This window comes from Dyella flagellata, from assembly GCF_030160275.1.
Classification (GTDB): Bacteria; Pseudomonadota; Gammaproteobacteria; order Xanthomonadales; family Rhodanobacteraceae; genus Dyella_B; species Dyella_B flagellata.
In genome coordinates this window covers 23,761-40,141 of the sequence record NZ_BSOA01000029.1, presented here as the reverse complement: position 1 = coordinate 40,141, position 16,381 = coordinate 23,761, and the positions used below count along the sequence as shown (strand labels likewise).

General features: G+C 57.9%; 18 protein-coding genes. 11 read left to right on the top strand and 7 right to left on the bottom strand.

All coding sequences use genetic code 11. The features are described 5' to 3' along the window. Positions 1-86: 86 nt before the first annotated feature. Both QQJ96_RS13790 and QQJ96_RS13785 read right to left on the bottom strand, forming a co-directional pair. Entirely contained in the window at positions 87-950 is an 864-nt protein-coding gene (locus QQJ96_RS13790) for a nucleotidyl transferase AbiEii/AbiGii toxin family protein (protein ID WP_284332589.1), read from the bottom strand. Further along, the gene (locus QQJ96_RS13785) at positions 943-1,866 is read right to left on the bottom strand and encodes a type IV toxin-antitoxin system AbiEi family antitoxin domain-containing protein (protein WP_284332588.1); all 924 of its coding nucleotides are present in this window, start codon (positions 1,864-1,866) and stop codon (positions 943-945) included. The genes QQJ96_RS13790 and QQJ96_RS13785 overlap by 8 nt, the downstream gene beginning before the upstream one ends. A 453-nt stretch (positions 1,867-2,319) precedes the next feature. On the opposite strand from QQJ96_RS13785, the gene QQJ96_RS13780 reads away from it, so the two are divergent. From QQJ96_RS13780 to QQJ96_RS13760, 5 genes are all read left to right on the top strand, one after another. After that, on the top strand, positions 2,320-2,748 hold the full coding sequence (locus tag QQJ96_RS13780) for a hypothetical protein (RefSeq protein ID WP_284332587.1): 429 nt from the start codon (positions 2,320-2,322) through the stop codon (positions 2,746-2,748). Beyond that, on the top strand, positions 2,715-3,152 hold the full coding sequence (locus QQJ96_RS13775; protein ID WP_284332586.1) for a GDSL-type esterase/lipase family protein: 438 nt from the start codon (positions 2,715-2,717) through the stop codon (positions 3,150-3,152). The genes QQJ96_RS13780 and QQJ96_RS13775 overlap by 34 nt, the downstream gene beginning before the upstream one ends. A 220-nt stretch (positions 3,153-3,372) precedes the next feature. Then, positions 3,373-4,401 (top strand): alpha/beta hydrolase, encoded by a 1,029-nt coding sequence (locus QQJ96_RS13770; protein ID WP_284332585.1) that lies wholly within the window; start codon positions 3,373-3,375, stop codon positions 4,399-4,401. 811 nt (positions 4,402-5,212) lie between these two features. Then, positions 5,213-5,614 (top strand): hypothetical protein, encoded by a 402-nt coding sequence (locus QQJ96_RS13765; RefSeq protein WP_284332584.1) that lies wholly within the window; start codon positions 5,213-5,215, stop codon positions 5,612-5,614. Next, positions 5,611-6,609, top strand: a complete 999-nt coding sequence (locus tag QQJ96_RS13760; protein ID WP_284332583.1) for an RES family NAD+ phosphorylase — start codon at positions 5,611-5,613, stop codon at positions 6,607-6,609. Before QQJ96_RS13765 ends, QQJ96_RS13760 begins: the two co-directional genes overlap by 4 nt. A 94-nt stretch (positions 6,610-6,703) precedes the next feature. Here QQJ96_RS13760 and QQJ96_RS13755 read toward each other — a convergent pair whose 3' ends face one another. Further along, positions 6,704-7,333: a TetR/AcrR family transcriptional regulator gene (locus QQJ96_RS13755; RefSeq protein WP_284332582.1), complete on the bottom strand. Its 630-nt coding sequence runs from the start codon at positions 7,331-7,333 to the stop codon at positions 6,704-6,706. Positions 7,334-7,465: 132 nt separating this feature from the next. Then, positions 7,466-8,353, bottom strand: a complete 888-nt coding sequence (locus QQJ96_RS13750; RefSeq protein WP_284332581.1) for a LysR family transcriptional regulator — start codon at positions 8,351-8,353, stop codon at positions 7,466-7,468. Between the two features lie 150 nt (positions 8,354-8,503). Here QQJ96_RS13750 and QQJ96_RS13745 point away from each other — a divergent pair, with 150 nt between their 5' ends. The 6 genes from QQJ96_RS13745 to QQJ96_RS13720 all read left to right on the top strand — a co-directional run bounded on the left by QQJ96_RS13745 (position 8,504) and on the right by QQJ96_RS13720 (position 11,553). Continuing rightward, the gene (locus tag QQJ96_RS13745; RefSeq protein WP_284332580.1) at positions 8,504-9,283 is read left to right on the top strand and encodes an alpha/beta fold hydrolase; all 780 of its coding nucleotides are present in this window, start codon (positions 8,504-8,506) and stop codon (positions 9,281-9,283) included. Positions 9,284-9,512: 229 nt separating this feature from the next. Next, entirely contained in the window at positions 9,513-9,713 is a 201-nt protein-coding gene (locus QQJ96_RS13740; protein WP_284332579.1) for a hypothetical protein, read from the top strand. Between the two features lie 308 nt (positions 9,714-10,021). Then, entirely contained in the window at positions 10,022-10,522 is a 501-nt protein-coding gene (locus QQJ96_RS13735) for a hypothetical protein (protein ID WP_284332578.1), read from the top strand. After that, a complete protein-coding gene (locus QQJ96_RS13730) occupies positions 10,519-10,797 on the top strand; it encodes a hypothetical protein (RefSeq protein ID WP_284332577.1) in 279 nt (92 codons plus the stop codon). Before QQJ96_RS13735 ends, QQJ96_RS13730 begins: the two co-directional genes overlap by 4 nt. Positions 10,798-10,861: 64 nt before the next feature. Next, positions 10,862-11,218: a DUF6188 family protein gene (locus QQJ96_RS13725; protein WP_284332576.1), complete on the top strand. Its 357-nt coding sequence runs from the start codon at positions 10,862-10,864 to the stop codon at positions 11,216-11,218. A 98-nt stretch (positions 11,219-11,316) separates the two neighbouring features. After that, a complete protein-coding gene (locus tag QQJ96_RS13720; protein WP_284332575.1) occupies positions 11,317-11,553 on the top strand; it encodes a hypothetical protein in 237 nt (78 codons plus the stop codon). 471 nt (positions 11,554-12,024) lie between these two features. Here QQJ96_RS13720 and QQJ96_RS13715 read toward each other — a convergent pair whose 3' ends face one another. From QQJ96_RS13715 to QQJ96_RS13705, 3 genes are all read right to left on the bottom strand, one after another. Next, positions 12,025-12,654, bottom strand: coding sequence for a YdeI/OmpD-associated family protein (locus QQJ96_RS13715; RefSeq protein WP_284332574.1), 630 nt, complete (start codon positions 12,652-12,654; stop codon positions 12,025-12,027). Between the two features lie 83 nt (positions 12,655-12,737). Next, a complete protein-coding gene (locus QQJ96_RS13710) occupies positions 12,738-14,762 on the bottom strand; it encodes a sodium-translocating pyrophosphatase (RefSeq protein ID WP_284332573.1) in 2,025 nt (674 codons plus the stop codon). A 209-nt stretch (positions 14,763-14,971) separates the two neighbouring features. After that, positions 14,972-16,243, bottom strand: a complete 1,272-nt coding sequence (locus tag QQJ96_RS13705; protein WP_284332572.1) for a 6-phosphofructokinase — start codon at positions 16,241-16,243, stop codon at positions 14,972-14,974. Between the last annotated feature and the right edge of the window lie 138 nt (positions 16,244-16,381).

Genomic DNA, 16,381 nt, shown 5'->3' with positions numbered 1-16,381 from the left:
CAGCGCCCGAAAACGGGACGGAGGTGGTTAAGTAAGATTAGCCACCTCCGTTCCGTTTTTTGCTAGGGCAGGGCGTAAAGGATTGGCTACCACGGTAAACTCTCAAAATAAGCCCGAACGTTGTCAAAACTTTCATCGAAATCGGGCAATTCACCCTCTGACAGCTCGTCCGCGAGGTGCTCGTATTCTTGCGCGGCTCGCTCTCGGACTTCCTGACTTGCCATAGCGTCTCGCGAAATCTCAACCTCTCTATCTTCCGCTTTAATTCGCAGTGCGCTCAGGATTTCGGTCCTACACTCCCGTGAAGTTAGATTAAACGATCGTAGAAGAAAGTTTAGATCGTAGATGTCCTGTCGGCGAGCCCTTCGGCGAATGACCTGTTGAAGTAGCGCCCTATACTTTTCAGCAACGAGGGTAGTGAGGGCATACACCCGAAGACATTGGTCGCTATCCAGCTCAAATATGTCATTGGTCGGGACGCGCTCGTCGAAGCTGTAATCCATTTGGATGGCGGTTGTACATTGGCCGCTCATCAGCTTGATGTGGTCTTTGGTGCCGCGTAGGGCATATCCAATTCCAACTTTGAGGTTGATCCACAGAACTCGAAATTCAGGCTTTGGCCTTGGTTCCGGCTTGGCTGACTGGATGCGACATTCAATGTCATATTCTAATCGTTCCGATGCCAATGCCAGGCCTTTGCTCAGTCGACCAAGGAGCTTTTCTTGCTCCTCTTGGGAATAACCAGTTGGCGTTGAGAAGTCGATGTCGGTTGTGTAGCGTGGGCTGTGATATCGAATGGCGAGCAAGATGCCGCCTTTCATGTAGCTCATTTCAGCGAGTTCAGCATCCAGCGTCATTGCAGTCACGATCGTATGTATGGCCTGCCGAAAATGAAGGTCGCGGGTAGTTTGTGCGCCACTGACCCATTCGCGCAGCTCTATGTCAGACATTGATTGAAAGCATCCATCGCTCTGAAAATGTGGGCATGTATTCGCGCTCTGGGTCAAGTCGCCTTGAGCCCCCTCTTTGCGCGTCCTTAACCCATGCGTCTATGCGAGAGTCACTTAGCCCGCATCGTTCTTCGATGATGTATCCGGCACGCACACGATCAATTTTCGAGCCGTGCTTTTCCAGCTCGCTGACAATGAGCGTCAAGTTTCTACTTGCACTCTCCTCGAAAATTTCAATGACGTGAGACATGCCTCCGCATAGATCCGGGCGGCGTAGCATGTCTAGATAAGTGCGACCAAGGGTGCTCACGCGCAATAGCCCATCTTGGGCAATTCTGAAACCGCCACCAAGTTCGGCGATTTGATTCACGCTTAAGGTGAGTCCTTGAATTTTTGTGATCTTGTGTCTGACTAGTCGCGGGAGGTCAGCATCTTGGTACTGGCTTAGCGCCTCGCCGAGATCTCGCTTCATGCGTCCATCGGCTAGTTCTCGCCACTGTTTGGCCGCAGGACTGGTAAAGAAGATGAGTTTCGGAAGTCGATTGCTCAGCCCGTGATAGACCATGGCGCTGAGATGAGAGATATAGCCAAAGGGGTCGATTGAGCAAAGGATTACTTCGGGGTCCGGGCGGGCTGCGGCCAAAGTCCGCAATACCGATCGTGGAAGGGATCGGTCTTCGTTTAGCACTCCACGGCCAATCAAGACGCGGCGCACATAGGTGAAATCGGATCGCCGCGGTTCGCGCCTCGTCATCTTTAATTCGCGCCCTTCCACTAAGCCAGTGGTAACGACCCCAAACACCAATCGGGCTAAGTCATATTCCGAGAGAACGGGGGCGGTGACCTCAGCGCGGACAAGCAGCTCGACCGCATTAGGCAGGGCAATTTGTTGTGATAACGGGGCTGCTGGAGGCATGCGCTAGAAAATTTGGAGGTTTCGTGGCGTATACTGTGCGTCCTAAGGACGCACAGTATACGCCACGGTGACTCGAATTCAATACCTGCCGCGTACCTCACGGTTTTTCTTAAGATTTTCGGGGCCGCTTGCGAGGCCCACTCTGTATCACTACAATCCACGTCCTAAGGACGTGGATTGTAGTGAACGGTAACGCTTTCTTTCCACTCTGTCGAAAACCGGATGGAGTAGATCAACTCCAGTACCCACTCGTATTACTAACGGCGCTCGCCCAGGGTATCTGCCCTCAACCGCATACCCGAACGCAAAGACTCCGATTTTCTGAGGGGTTCACCAGAAGTCGCCAAAGATTCGTCGCCATTTCAGTGGCTTACGGATTTGGAAACGCGAGTTGAGGCCCACGACCTGGCTTGTAATCCTTCCGTTCCTTCAACCAGACGGAACCGCAACCCCATGTCGACCGATCAGCTACGCTGGCTTTTGAAAGTCATGCAACCCGAGCGAAGCTTGGCCTCGCTGCCCGGGGGCGCCGGCATCTCCCCAGACATTCATGCAGCGCTGCTTGGGTTGCCACCGGAGGTCTATGTCGCCGAACTAAACTTGATGAAGCAAGAGGCGAAAGAAGCGGCGGACGAGCTGCTGGCCGACCCATCCTGTGCCTCGTTGGTAGATCGACTCCCCTTGCCAAAGGGCGCCAAGGTCGTTGCCTTCGGCGACAGCCTGACGTCAGATCCGCAGTCTTGGGCTGTCATCCTGCATGAGCTGCTCATGGCCAAGCGGGGCGCTGACGAGGTTTCCTTCTCGATCATCGCGGGCGCCGGCGAGAGACCACGCATGGGTTGGTCCGGGTGGGCGAAGTCATCGGCCAGCAACCCGATTTGATATTCATCCTCCTCGGCACCAACGACGCCCGAACCCAAGGCCCGGACCCGACGAAAACCCTCGTCCATCATGAAGAGACGATGCGCAACATCACTGAGCTGCGGCAACGCTTGTCGCGTGAGACCAAGGCGCGTTGCATCTGGATCACACCGCCCGCCGTCGATGAGCAGCAGGTCGCAGGGCATTGGGGGCTGGCCCGGTTTGGGGTGGGTTTCCGCAACCAGAACCTTGCGCGTGTCGCCGGGATCGTCCGCGATTTCGACGGCCAGGCGATTGACGCTTTCTCCCATTTGGGCACGCCGCCCCGCTGCGAGTTCCTGATGGGAGATGGCCTGCACCTCACGATGGCAGGGCAAAAGCAGTTGGCGCTTGAGGTCATCAAGGGCTGGAGCATCCTCGCATGAAGTATCTGATCGTCGGTGCCACCGGGAACATCGGAACCCGCGTCACTCAGTGGGCCCAACGCTGATCCGGTATTCGCGTGACTCCGGTTTCGCGTATTCATTAGTGAGCCCTCCCCCGTTTTGCTCAAGTGACCCGAGCGCCCTGAACTTCTTGCGCCGCTTCAAGTCTATGAAGCGGCCTGCCCGGCGCCATGCTCGGGCCACCAACGGGAGACACACCTTGAACAGGATCTACCTGAAAGCGGGCGGTGCCTTTCTGTTGGCCGTGATAGTTGGCCAGGCCACAGCCACCGAGGCCAGCCACGCCACCACGCCGCAGCGCATGTCGGACAGCTATGCGCACGCGGCGAAGCTGATCGACCTTGGCCACGGCCACTACCTCAATCTGCGCTGTTCGGGCAGCGGACCGCAGACGGTTGTGCTGGAGGCCGGCGCGGTCGCCGATTCCTCCACATGGTTCAAGGTGCAGCCACTCATTGCAGGCCACGCGCGCGTCTGCGCGTACGACCGGGCCGGGTTCGGCTTTAGTAGCGAGGGGGCGTTGCCGCGAGATCTCGACGCCGACGTGTCGGATCTACACGCACTGATTCAGCACGCCGGCCTTACGACCCCGCTGGTGATGGTGGGGCATTCGCTGGGCAGCAACATCGTTCGGCAGTATGCGAGCCGCTATCCGGCGGACGTGAGCGCGATGGTCCTGCTTGATCCGCCCGCGCAGAACATCGGCCAGTTTGCCCCCGGCTGGCAGAAGGATGAGGACTCCCTCTCGGTACAGCGGTTCGCGTTTCTTCGCCAGTGCGAGGCTGCCGCCGAAAAACACAAACTGCCGTCCACCGATCCGGAGCTGAGCCAGTGTCTTGGTCAGGCCGATCCGCTCGCCAGCGCCAAGCTCAACGCGGTGAATCTGGCCCTCATGTCGAAGCCTGCGTATTGGCGCACTGTGCTGTCGGTACTCCAAAACAATGTCGAGGTGTTCAAGCAGCCTGTGTCAAAGCAGGAGACGCACGGCTCGACGCCCCTGATCGTGCTGTCTGCTGCCAACACCTATGCCGATGCGCTGCCGCGTGACCGCAAAGGGCTGGAAGAAGCCCGAGCCCGCACGCAGGCACAGATCGTCGCCACCTCCTCCCGCGGCACGCTAGTGCATGTTCCGGATACCTCGCATGACATCCAGATAGATCAGCCGGATGCGGTGGTCAAGGCGGTCATGCAGGCCGCGGGGATGGCGCAACACACATCTAAGTACTAATGCCCAGCCGAGGCCATGCACCATTGGCCGCAAATCCAGGCGCCGTGAACAAGTAGCGTGTATATCGGGACGGCCCAGCACGCTTCTTGTGGCGACGTCCCGTTGCGATCCAAAGCAAATAAAGTCAAACGAAGGCTTGCGCGATGGATAGTAGCCGCCGCTAGACTTCGCGTGCATTTGCCAGCGTTCTGAAGTCAGCAAGGTGATTAGCTTCGCTTTCGCTACCAAGGGCGGACATGTGGGTTAGGTCATGAGATGGGCAGACCATCAAGGGGATGCAATGCGCAAGAAGCAGTTGGCGTGGTGGTTGTGGGCGGTGGGGACCGTCCTGATTGTGCTGAGCTGGTTTCATATCGTGACCCCGCAGGTTGGATGGGTGGGTTTCGCTATCGGTATGTGCGGCAGCGTTCTTGGTTGGGGCATTCGTCCACCTCGATCACCGCAACCACCTGTCGACACTAACCAGGATCAGGCTCCAAAGGTCTGATGACGGTAAGGTCCGCTTTCGACCCAAAGCGGACACTTCCGGAGTCGGCGGAAAGCCGGGGGTGGTGTCAACGATCTTCGAGAACGCAGGCCAAAAAAGAGCCTGGATCGAGGAATTCCCCCAGCAAGCCTCGAATCTCGCCAATTGTTGAGACAGGCGGGCGCCGTAGATCGTTGCTGGGTGGGCTCTTGGCCAATGCCTACACCGGCCGAACAAAGTCCGCGTTGCATTGTGCCTCAGTAGTGTGTAGAACGTGGGTAAAGCGTGGGTCTGTTGATCCTAATCTTATGACAGTGTTAGGGTTTTAGACTTCAGAGGTTTTTTATGTCTAGCGCAGCTCTCTTCAGCAATATTCCACAGCAAGACCTCCTGGGATTTGGATTGGGCCCCCAATTCCAGCCCCGGCGCGTCACCGAGTGGTTAGATCTCCGAAAGACGGATGTCTCTCGGGTCGCTGATGTGTCGCCCAATTCCGTGCGCTACGACGAAGAGATTCCGGTTGCGATGCGTGATCGCCTCGAAGAGATTGCAATGACATGTAATCTCGTGGCCCAGGCATTTGATGGCGATGTCGTGAAGACGGCCATGTGGTTTAAGGCGCGAAACCCCCTGCTTGGAGATGTCTCGCCAAGAGATATGGTCCGGCTTGGAAGGTTTGATCGGCTCCGCAAGTTCATCATCAACGCAATGAGCGAACGGGCGGCCCCGAGAGTCGCGGCTGAGTGACGCGGCGTCGGGGTAAACAACCACCGCCGCAGCACCCGCCGATCAACGAGACGTCGGGCGTCCGCGGCATTCTCGAACTCGATCGCTTCTCTTCCGTCGACTTGGATCGCTGGAAGCGCCTTTCTGCGGACCTGGACGAGTACAACGATGTCCTCTACTTCGGCATAGAACCACAGCGTCAACGCTTCAAGGACGATATCCGCGCCGCACTAGAATCCGTGCCTGCGTTGCCGGTCGATATATGCGGCTGGACACGCCTCGTCACATACCGCTTTTCCCTCAACCCGCTCTCGGCTGCAGGTTCGCTCACGGACTTCGGTGGTCGTTTCAACATTGGCCGGGATGTCGAAAAGGCCATGCAGAACCCGTGGCCGGCGTTGTACATCGCGGAGGACTTCGAGACGGCGTTCCGCGAAAAATTTCAGATCGCCATGGGAGCGACGAGCGATGGTTTGCGCGCAGAAGAATTCGCACTTGCGCCGCTAAGTAGCTTTTCAAGCGTGCAGCTCGACGGCCATATTGCGCGTATTTTCGACCTTGGAGAGCCGGCGAACCTCGAAAAGCTTTGCGCGGTATTGCGCAAGATGAAACTACCCGTTGAAGTGAGCCAGATTCAGAAACGCCTCGGCTTGCCGGCAAATCACGCCTACATGGTCCGCGAACCTGGCCGCTTGGTCCAAGATGTCCTCATTAACAACTGGCGCATTGCGCCAGCGCAGTACGGTCTTCCGGCCACAAGCCAAATATTCGCCAGCATGGTGCGTGACGCAGGCTTTGAGGGCATTCGATATCCGTCCACCAAGGGAAGCGGTTACTGCATTGCGCTATTCCCCGACCGGATTGTGAGCGAACTCACGCACCTTGAACTGCATGACTCGGCCCCACAAGAGATCAAGCACCGATCGATTTCCATGGAGAATGCCGACCAACTTTGCGGTTGGGAGTTGCTACATCCGCGGCTGCGTCCGCGTGCCGAGAGCGACGGTGAGTCATAGGTGGTATTGCGTGATTAGGCTGCGAGGGCGTGCTCATTGTCAGCGAGCCTTTTCTCACTAGCCTCTCTTTCAGGACGTTTCGTGCCGGGTGTAGCTAGAAGCCGAGGCGGCTACTCTCACACGAGTTCACATAGGCGAGGACGGTTCGGATGGCCTCGCCCTTCGCGTCATGCCGAGAGATGGCTGACTGCCTCCGGTCAGCGGCTCCATGCACCAGCGCTTCCACCAAATGCGGCAGGACGAAGAGCATTCGCTGCGTCGTCTCGGGGGTATAGCGCTCCTGCCCGGAGAGCGAAATCACCCTACCTAACGTGGTCTGCAGTGCGCTTTTAAAGCCATGCGTTCCTTCCGGCACCGCCGCCGCGACAATCTCATGCAAGTCGGCATCTTTCGCATGAACGTCCGCAAGCCCTTCGACCAGCTCGCGAGTAAAGTCCTGGAATGACGCTGTAGCGCAGTCGGCCATGACGCGCGTCATCACGCCCCTTACGTTGTCAACATGGCGGTTATGCAAGGCTGCGAAGATGGCTTGCTTATCCGGGAAATATTGGTAGAGCGAGCCGATGCTGACGCCCGCGGCTTCGGCAATACGGTTGGTGGTGATGGCTTTGGCGCCATGCCGGCTCACCACCCGCGGAACCGCCTCAAGAATCGCTTCCACCGAGTGCCTGGCGCGTTCCTGCTTGGGCTCGCGGCGCGCGAGCGATCTTTCATCGATTTTCATGGAGCCCTGCCGTCCGCCGCCAAGTCATTCCCCGTGCCAGCTGAGCATGTCGTATCGAGAAGGTCAAATGTCGGCGCCGGGTTTCGAAGGCAGACGTGTCAGACCCGCTGTCGCCCAGCAATTTTACCGCGTCTATCTATGGCTACTCGGCTTCGCTTCGCCAAACCTTTGAACAGCAAAATCCAAAAAAGTCCGCAACTTTGGAGTCATTCTTCTATCCGGGGCATACAGCAAATGCAATGGCCGTGCGGCAGGCTCGTACTTCTGCAATAGCCTCACTAGGCGCCCACTCTCAATTTCTTCACTCACGAGCGCATGTGGCTGCAGAAGTATGCCCGCGCCTGCTAAGGCGGCTGCGCGAAGCGCCTCACCACTATCGGTAGAAAACCTTCCCGTGATTGGCACCGACACTCGGCCTAGTGGACCGTCAAAGGACCATTTCGTGCGAAGCGACGTATGCGAAAACACCAGGCACTCATGACCCGCCAGATCTTTGGGTTCGCGTAGCTTTTTCGCTGACTTGAGATAGCTGGGAGACGCGCATAGCACCAAACGAAGAGGCGCCAAGCGTCTCGCCAGAAGCCCGCTGTCTGGAAGCTCTCCGGTTCGGAACGCGACATCGAAACCCTCATCGACAAGATCAACGGTTCGATTTGTGAGACAGAGATCCACGGACACCTCCGGATATTGCTTCATGTAATCCGCAATCTCAGGTGCAAGTGCGCGGCTTCCGAAGGTGATGGGAGCACTGATCCGAAGTTGGCCTCGCGGTATCGCTCGGGTTTCGGCTATCAACGCCTCTGCCGCTTCCATCTCAGCCAGAACGTTCTTTGCTCGCTCGTAGAAGACTCGACCAACGTCCGTCAAGCTCTGGCGACGAGTCGTACGGTTGAGCAGCTTGATTCCCAAGCCTTGCTCTAGAGCCCGCACGTGTTTGCCTGCCAGCTGCGACGACAAATTGAGTTCGTTGGCCGCAGCGGAGATCGAGCCGAGTTCGACGGCTCTTACGAAAATCTGCATGCATCCCAGTCGATCCATTTGAAATATTTCGTTTCAAGTATTGAACTTGAAAGACGATTTATCACGTTTTGTTTTCTATTTACAGTGGGCGCCACCTAACCGGCAGATGTCCTGTCGGAACCGATCAACTATCAAACCCGGAGAAATCACATGGGGTCCATCACCAAGAACATCGTGCTAGCAGCCAGTTTGGGTAGCGCTGCACTCGCTTCGGCCGAGACTCCCACTGGCACGGCTGACAAGCACAAACCTACCGTAGTGCTCGTGCATGGCGCCTTTGCCGACGGTTCGGCGTGGAGCAAGGTCATTCCTCTGCTTCAGGCAAAGGGGCTAAAGGTCGTCGCGGTCCAGAACCCGTTGACTTCGCTGGGCGACGACGTGGCGGCCACCCGACGGGTACTCGACATGCAGACTGGCCCGGTCGTGCTTGTGGGGCATTCTTGGGGCGGTGTGGTCATCACAGAAGCCGGCCAGCACGAGCGCGTCAAGTCACTGGTCTATGTCTCCGCATTCGCACCGTCCGAAGGCCAGTCAGTCGCGGATCTAACCAACGGCTATCCCACTCCTTCCGGTTTTGATCACATCATTGCAGACAAAGATGGGTTCTTGACGCTAAGCCTCGAAGGTGTTTCAAACCATCTTGCCCAAGATCTGCCGGCGGAAGAAACCCGGCTGATTGAAGCCACGCAAGGTCACACACAAGGCAAGATGTTCGAGGAAAAGGTCACCGTCGCCCCTTGGAGAACCAAGCCGTCGTGGTACGTGGTCACCACGCAGGACCACATGATTCAGCCTGCGCTCGAAGAGGCGATGGCCAAGAAGATTTCGGCTCACGTCGTGACGCTGTCCTCCGGGCACACTCCGCAATTGTCGCACCCCGCTGAGGTTGCCCAAGTGATCCTTTCGGCCGTAGCTGACACGTCAAAGTAATTCGCACGGTTGCTGGGTGTCGGCGGAAAGCGGTGACTTGATCGCGAATGCTCCTACGACGGCAGCGTGTAAATTCAAGGCAAAGAAGGAGCCGCCTGATTCAGGCGGCTCTTTGTCATCGCTGACGCTTGACGAGTGCACTTTGGGGCCCATGACCGATTGAGGTTATCTGACGCTGGTAGAATGTCTTCTTCCGACCCAAAACGGACATGTAAAGGGGGAGAAAGAAGTGGATGTCCCTCAAACTGAGCAAGAGATCGATGCTTACTTGTTTGGCGCCGGGCTGACCGTCGATGATTACTTCATGGATGGCGAGATCATTGGATATAAGTCCAATGGTCGCGACTACGACCTCCATTTTAATCATGAGGGGCTTGCAGCTTCCTGCCGGGCGAGGCTCATTGCGTTGGCAGTTAGGCAGCTGCGGTAGACGTAAAAGGGTGAGTAGGCCTATGTCGGCTTTCGACCCAAAGCGGACATCGAATGATCCTGGCGATCATTCTCATCGGCGTAGGCATCGGAAACCGGGGTCAGAGTGGCCAGAGCGCATTTTGGGGTCCATGATCGGTTGAGGTTGTCTGACGCAAGAATGTCTGCTTCCCAAGGCAGACCTTACTGAACTGAGTCGGGCACGAACCTGGCTTCGGGAATAGGGAGTGATTCGATCACGCGGAAGACCTGGAAAAGTGTTCTGACCTCTTTAATTGTATCCCCGTCTATCAGGTAGGTAGCTCCGTCATGTCGAAACTTCGAATTCTCTTGTCTCTACTCATAGCGCTGCTGGCGAGCATCTACTCTGCTGCAACGGTGTTCGGATTCGAGCGCGGTGGGCTCGTTCAGGTGCACATGTTCATGTGGAATGGCCCACCCATCATGTCGCTCGACTCTTGCATCGTTGTTAACAGGGCCCTGTATATCGTCCTCTGTGCCCTCTTGTGGGTATCCGCTATCCTCTTCAAGGGAAATCCAAAGGTGAGCGCATTTCTCTTGTTCTTGGCTATCCCGCTCATGTATTTGGACGGAGGTGATTCGTATGTCGATCTGTCCGCAGACATGCTCCATATAGCGGACAAGAATCCCTCTTTTGACTACTTCTACAATGACCTCAAAGTTCCTTATCACCTTTGGGAAGTGTCATTAATGGTAATCGCTGCTGGTATCGCTATCGGTCTCAAATCGAGCGGGGCCCTAAAACAGCGCCAATTCGTCCAGAAAGATGTCGCTTCGAGGAAGCGATGATGCGCGCGTCATTGGAAGATTGGAACAATGGTTGGATTGAGGTCGAGGTGAGCCTGTCTGCCTCAGACATTGACCGACTCATTGCTTTGCTTCAAATGATTAAGGCGAACCCTGATCAACACTTCCATGCCACTAGCGACTTTGTCGGTACGGGTGGAATTGGTCAGATTACGTTTCAGATTCAGCAGCCGGATGAGACGGATAACCTGAGCCTGGTTGGCCAGGCTATGGGTGAAGGCGAGTCCGTCGAAAACGGGATGGAAGTGGTTAAGTGAGATTAACTACCGCCGTCCCGCTTTTCGCTCATCCGTTCACTGACGTCTAGTTTGGAACCGTTACATGCACAGACTTGATGACGCCATAGACTTATCGTTTCTCGCCGGGATATGCGTTGAGCAGATTTGCGTAAGCGCAGGGGGATCTACCATCAACGGAGAGGGCCGCGTATCGATCAAGATATTTGGGGGTTTTGCGATCAGCACGCCCAAACAGCCAAGCGTGCGGTTTGAAGGGGTGGTGGAAGACGCGGCTGCATTATTTCCACTACTTGGAGACAGCATCAAGAAAGCCCATGCAACTCCCGAAGGCGGACTAAGGCTGGACTTCAACTCAGGTGCCGCACTGGAGATTTTTAGCGATAACGATCAATACGAGTGCTTCACCATTGGAAATGGTGATGTGCTGATAGTTGTCTAATTGATAGCGGGGAAAGGTCCGCTTTCGACAAAACGGACATGACACAGCAAAGACATCGGGATGATACTTCACCGGAATGAGCCGATAAGAGGGAATGGATGCGCGAAACCATCCTGGACGCCGTAAAAGCAATCATCAGATTCGTTTTCGAAACGATCATCTGGAACTTCGTGCTTTTCCATGTGGGGCGCGCCGTGATGCTCACAGTTACGTTAGGTCGGTATCCGACCCGCAGGGATTGCGCGCAATCCCCAGGGCGAATCCAACTGGCAGGGATGGCTGTACTTGTAACCCTGTGGGCTGCCATTGCTGTGTCCAACAACCTTCGCGGATAACCATTCTCGCGACCCCAATTGCAGCTCCTCACATGTCTTGCCTGATATCGCGGTACCAGATGCTGATGCTAAGCACCAATGAGGTAAGCGTGCTTGTACAAGACCCTATCAACGCCCCATTTAAAAAAATGCTGGTGTCTTGCGCCGGTCCAAACATGTAGTTGGTGATGGCGTAGAGCAGTGAAATCGGAATGCACAGCATAAAGAAGATGCCCAAGCCTCCGGAAAGACTGGCCAAATTGTGAAGCATCGTAGTTCGATCTTCGCCGGATCTCAGGGCGGCAACATTGATTGCGGCCATCACTAAGACGATGATGAGACAAAGTAGTGGGATCCACATACTGCTTCGCTCCGCGGTTGCTCTTCGGATCGTCTACCATCCCCGATTGCCTCGAACATTCGGCATAAATGCCATATTCGCTGCACAGCGAATCTCCCTTCGGTCAGCTTTGGTGCACGACGGTCGCCTCCCTAGGGATGAAAGGTTTCGCCACGCTTCAGCATGTCGACGAATTCCTCGATCTTTCGTGCCCTTGTTGCGGGCTTTTTAGCATTCTGGATGCGAAACAGGATGGCGTAGCGGTTGCGGCTGTTCAGTGTTGCAAAAAACTTGCTGGCTACGGGATTGGCGTCCAGGGCGACCTGCAGGTCGTCCGGTACTGTCGAGTTGCTGGCTGAGGTATAAGCCATTTCCCAGCGACCGTCTTGCTTGGCCTTGTCGATTTCCTGCATGCCCGGCGGACGCATTCTGCCGGCGGCGATCAGTGCTTCGGCCTTGTCTTTGTTGATCTTGGACCAGATGCTTTTCGCGGACCGTCGGGTGAAGCGCTGTAACCAGTATTCCTCGCTCTCGGCCTGCTTCTGGCCATCAATCCAGCCGTAGCACAGAGCGCTTTCCAGCGCTTGTGCGTAAGTCAGGGTCGGTTGTTTGGCGCTCTTCTTCGCCAGGCGCAGCCATGTTCCGGTTGAAGTGCCTTCGTTTTTTGCCAACCAGTTTTCCCAATCTTTCTGGGTAGCAAAGCTTAGATGCGGTTCCGTCATGGCAATGACCCGAGTGGCTGAGTTCACGATCGGTCGCAGCAACCTCGCGATGAACTTCAACGGTGCAGCAAGCTCGTACAACCCCACCCCAACCCTCCCCTGCAAGCAGGGGAGGGAGTTGACTATCTCGCAGCCGAGGTTGCTTACAGCAGCGGAATCAGCAACAGCGCGACGATGTTGATGATCTTGATCAGCGGATTCACCGCTGGACCAGCGGTGTCCTTGTACGGATCGCCTACCGTATCGCCAGTAACCGCGGCTTTATGCGCATCCGAACCTTTGCCGCCGTGGTTGCCATCCTCGATGTATTTCTTGGCGTTGTCCCACGCACCACCACCGGTGGTCATCGAGATGGCCACGAACAGGCCGGTGACGATGGTGCCGATCAGCATGCCGCCTAGTGCGACCGGGCCGAGCGCAAAGCCGACGATGATCGGCACCAGCACCGGCAGCAGCGAGGGGATCAGCATTTCGTTGATCGCCGACTTGGTCAGCAGGTCCACCGCGCGCGAGTAATCGGGCTTGGTGGTGCCTTCCATGATGCCGGTGATTTCGCGGAACTGGCGGCGCACTTCTTCCACCACCGCACCGGCAGCACGACCTACCGCTTCCATCGCCATCGCGCCGAACAGGTACGGGATCAGGCCGCCGATCAGCAGGCCCACGATCACGCGGTGATCGGAAAGGTCGAAGGCAAACACCGTGCCGGCATGCTTTAGCGACAGGCGATGGGTGTAGTCGGCGAACAACACCAGCGCGGCCAGGCCGGCGGAGCCGATCGCGTAGCCCTTGGTGACGGCCTTGGTGGTATTGCCTACCGCGTCGAGCGGATCGGTCACGCCACGCACGTCCGGTGGCAGCTCGGCCATTTCGGCAATGCCGCCGGCGTTGTCGGTGATCGGGCCGTAGGCGTCCAGTGCCACAACCATACCGGTCATCGACAGCATGGCAGTGGCGGCAACGGCAATGCCGTACAAGCCCGCCAGCGCATACGCGCCCCAGATCGCGGCGCACACCGCCAGCACCGGCAGCGCGGTCGATTTCATCGATACGCCCAGGCCTGCAATGATGTTGGTGGCGTGGCCGGTGGTGGAAGACTTCGCCACGTGGCGTACCGGCGCGTACTCGGTCGCGGTGTAGTACTCGGTGATCACCACGATCACGCCCGTGAGCACTAGCCCGATAAGCGCACTGCCGTATAGGCGCGTGACGCCCAAGGTGGCATCAGCCATCAGTGACTTGGTGATGGGCCAGAACGCTATGGCCGCCAGCACCGCGGAGACCACCACGCCCATGTACAGCGCATTCATGATCTTTGGGCCGCGTGCGCGCACGAAGAAAGTGCCGATCACCGAAGCGATGATCGACGCGCCGCCGAGCAGCAACGGATACAGCACTGCGTTCACACCGGCCTGTTCACCGACTACGCCACCGAGCAGCATGCTGGCGATCAGCGTTACCGCGTAGGTTTCGAACAGGTCGGCGGCCATGCCGGCGCAATCGCCTACATTGTCGCCCACGTTGTCGGCGATCACGGCGGGGTTGCGCGGATCGTCTTCCGGAATGCCGGCTTCCACTTTGCCGACCAGGTCCGCGCCCACGTCGGCACCCTTGGTGAAGATGCCGCCACCCAGGCGTGCGAAGATCGAGATCAGCGACGAGCCGAACGCCAGGCCGACCATGGCATGCAGGGCGGTGTCATCGTCGTAGCCCACATGCTTGAGCACGGCGAAATAGCCGGCCACGCCAAGCAGGGCCAGCCCTACCACCAGCATGCCGGTGATCGCGCCGCCGCGGAACGCCACGTTCAAGGCTGAAGCCAGCCCGCCTCGTGCCGCTTCGGCGGTACGTACGTTGGCGCGTACCGACACGTTCATGCCGATATAGCCGGTGGCGCCGGAGAGCACCGCGCCGATCAGGAAGCCAATAGCCGTACCCCAGTCCAGGGCGAAGCCGATGATGACCAGCAGCACCACGCCTACAAGCGCGATCGTGCGGTACTGGCGGTTGAGGTAGGCGCGCGCGCCTTCCTGGATAGCCGAAGCAATTTCCTGCATACGCGCGTTGCCTGGCGATTTGGCCAGGACCCAGCGTACGGATAATGCCCCGTACAAAATCGCCACGACCGCGCAAGCCAACGCGATCCACAAGCCATACTGCTGCAGCATCGGTGCCTCCCTCGTTTGTGCCGACCGTCCACAGTGGAGCGGTTCAGGTCGAGTATAGGCAGAGCTTGTGTGATGAATTGTTGTGCGCTGCCGCAGCGAATGCGATTTTCCATTGCGCAAGATGCCGCCATAGCGGTGGAGGCTGGGATCGCAATCCCAGCTTCCTGTGCGAGTTTTGGTGCTGGGATTGTCATCCCAGCCTACGCTGGCTAGTGGTTGAACGCCGGCAACTTCTTCGCAACGGCCACATTCTTCAGCTGCACGTACTTGGGCAGACCCTCTCGCCCATAGGGCGGCGGCGTTTCGCCGCGGATCAGCGGCGACAGATAGCGCCGTGCCGCAGCCGTGATGCCAAAGCCATCGCGGGTGATGAATTTGTCCGGCATCTTCTTTTCATGGTTGGCGATCTTGTCCAGCGGCGCAGCTTCCAGCTTCCAGCGATACGGTGCGTCGGAAGTACGCACGATCACCGGCATCACGGCATTCATGCCAGCCAGCGCGTAGTCCACCGCGGCCTTGCCCACGGCATACGCCTGGTCGGCGTCGGTCTTGGAGGCCAGGTGCCGCGCTGAACGCTGCAGGTAGTCGGGCAGGGCCCAGTGATATTTGTAGCCGAGCTTCTCCTTCACCAGTGCGGCCAGCACCGGCGCCGCGCCGCCCAGTTGGGCGTGGCCGAACGCATCGACTGAGCCAGCGGAGAGGAACTGCCCGTCAGCGCCACGTATGCCTTCGGAGGTCACCACCGTGCACCAGCCCACGCGCTCCACCGTGGCCTTTACCTTGGCCAGGAAGGCGGCCTCGTCGAATACCCGCTCGGGGAACAGGATGATGTGCGGAGCCGCGTCGGGTCCTTCACCGGCGAGGCCGGCGGCGGCGGCGATCCAGCCGGCGTGGCGGCCCATCACCTCCACGATGAATACCTTGGTCGAGGTGTCGGCCATGGAGGCAACGTCCAGGCTCGCTTCCAGCGTGGAGACGGCGGTGTACTTGGCCACCGAGCCGAAACCCGGGCAGCAGTCGGTGATCATCAGGTCGTTGTCCACCGTCTTGGGGACGCCGATGCAGCGGATGTCATAGTCCATGGCCTGGCCGAGCTGCGAGATTTTCAGGGCCGTGTCGGCCGAATCGTTGCCGCCGTTATAGAGAAACCAGCGGATGTCGTGCGCGCGGAAAATCTCGATCAGGCGCTCGTACTCGGCGCGGTTGGCGTCCAGCGACTTCAGCTTGTAGCGGCAGGAGCCGAACGCCCCGCCCGGGGTGTGCCTGAGCGCGGCGATGGCGGCCGCCGTCTCCTTGGTGGTGTCGATCAGTTCCTCGCGCAGCGCGCCGAGTATGCCGTTATGCGCCGCGTACACCGGCACACGGTGGGAGCGCGCCGTCTGGATGACGCCGGCGGCGGTGGCATTGATCACGGCGGTTACACCGCCGGATTGGGCGTACAGCAGGCGGCCGGTGGCGGAACGGGCTTTCTTCGACTTCATGGGGGGAGTTCTCCGAAGGCATATGACAATGAGACGTCAAACACGGATCGCATATATATCAGCGACTTGGCGTGAAATCGTGGCGGCCGCGGTTTGACGCCACCCCCTGCAGACGCTACCTTGATCGGCATTCATCTA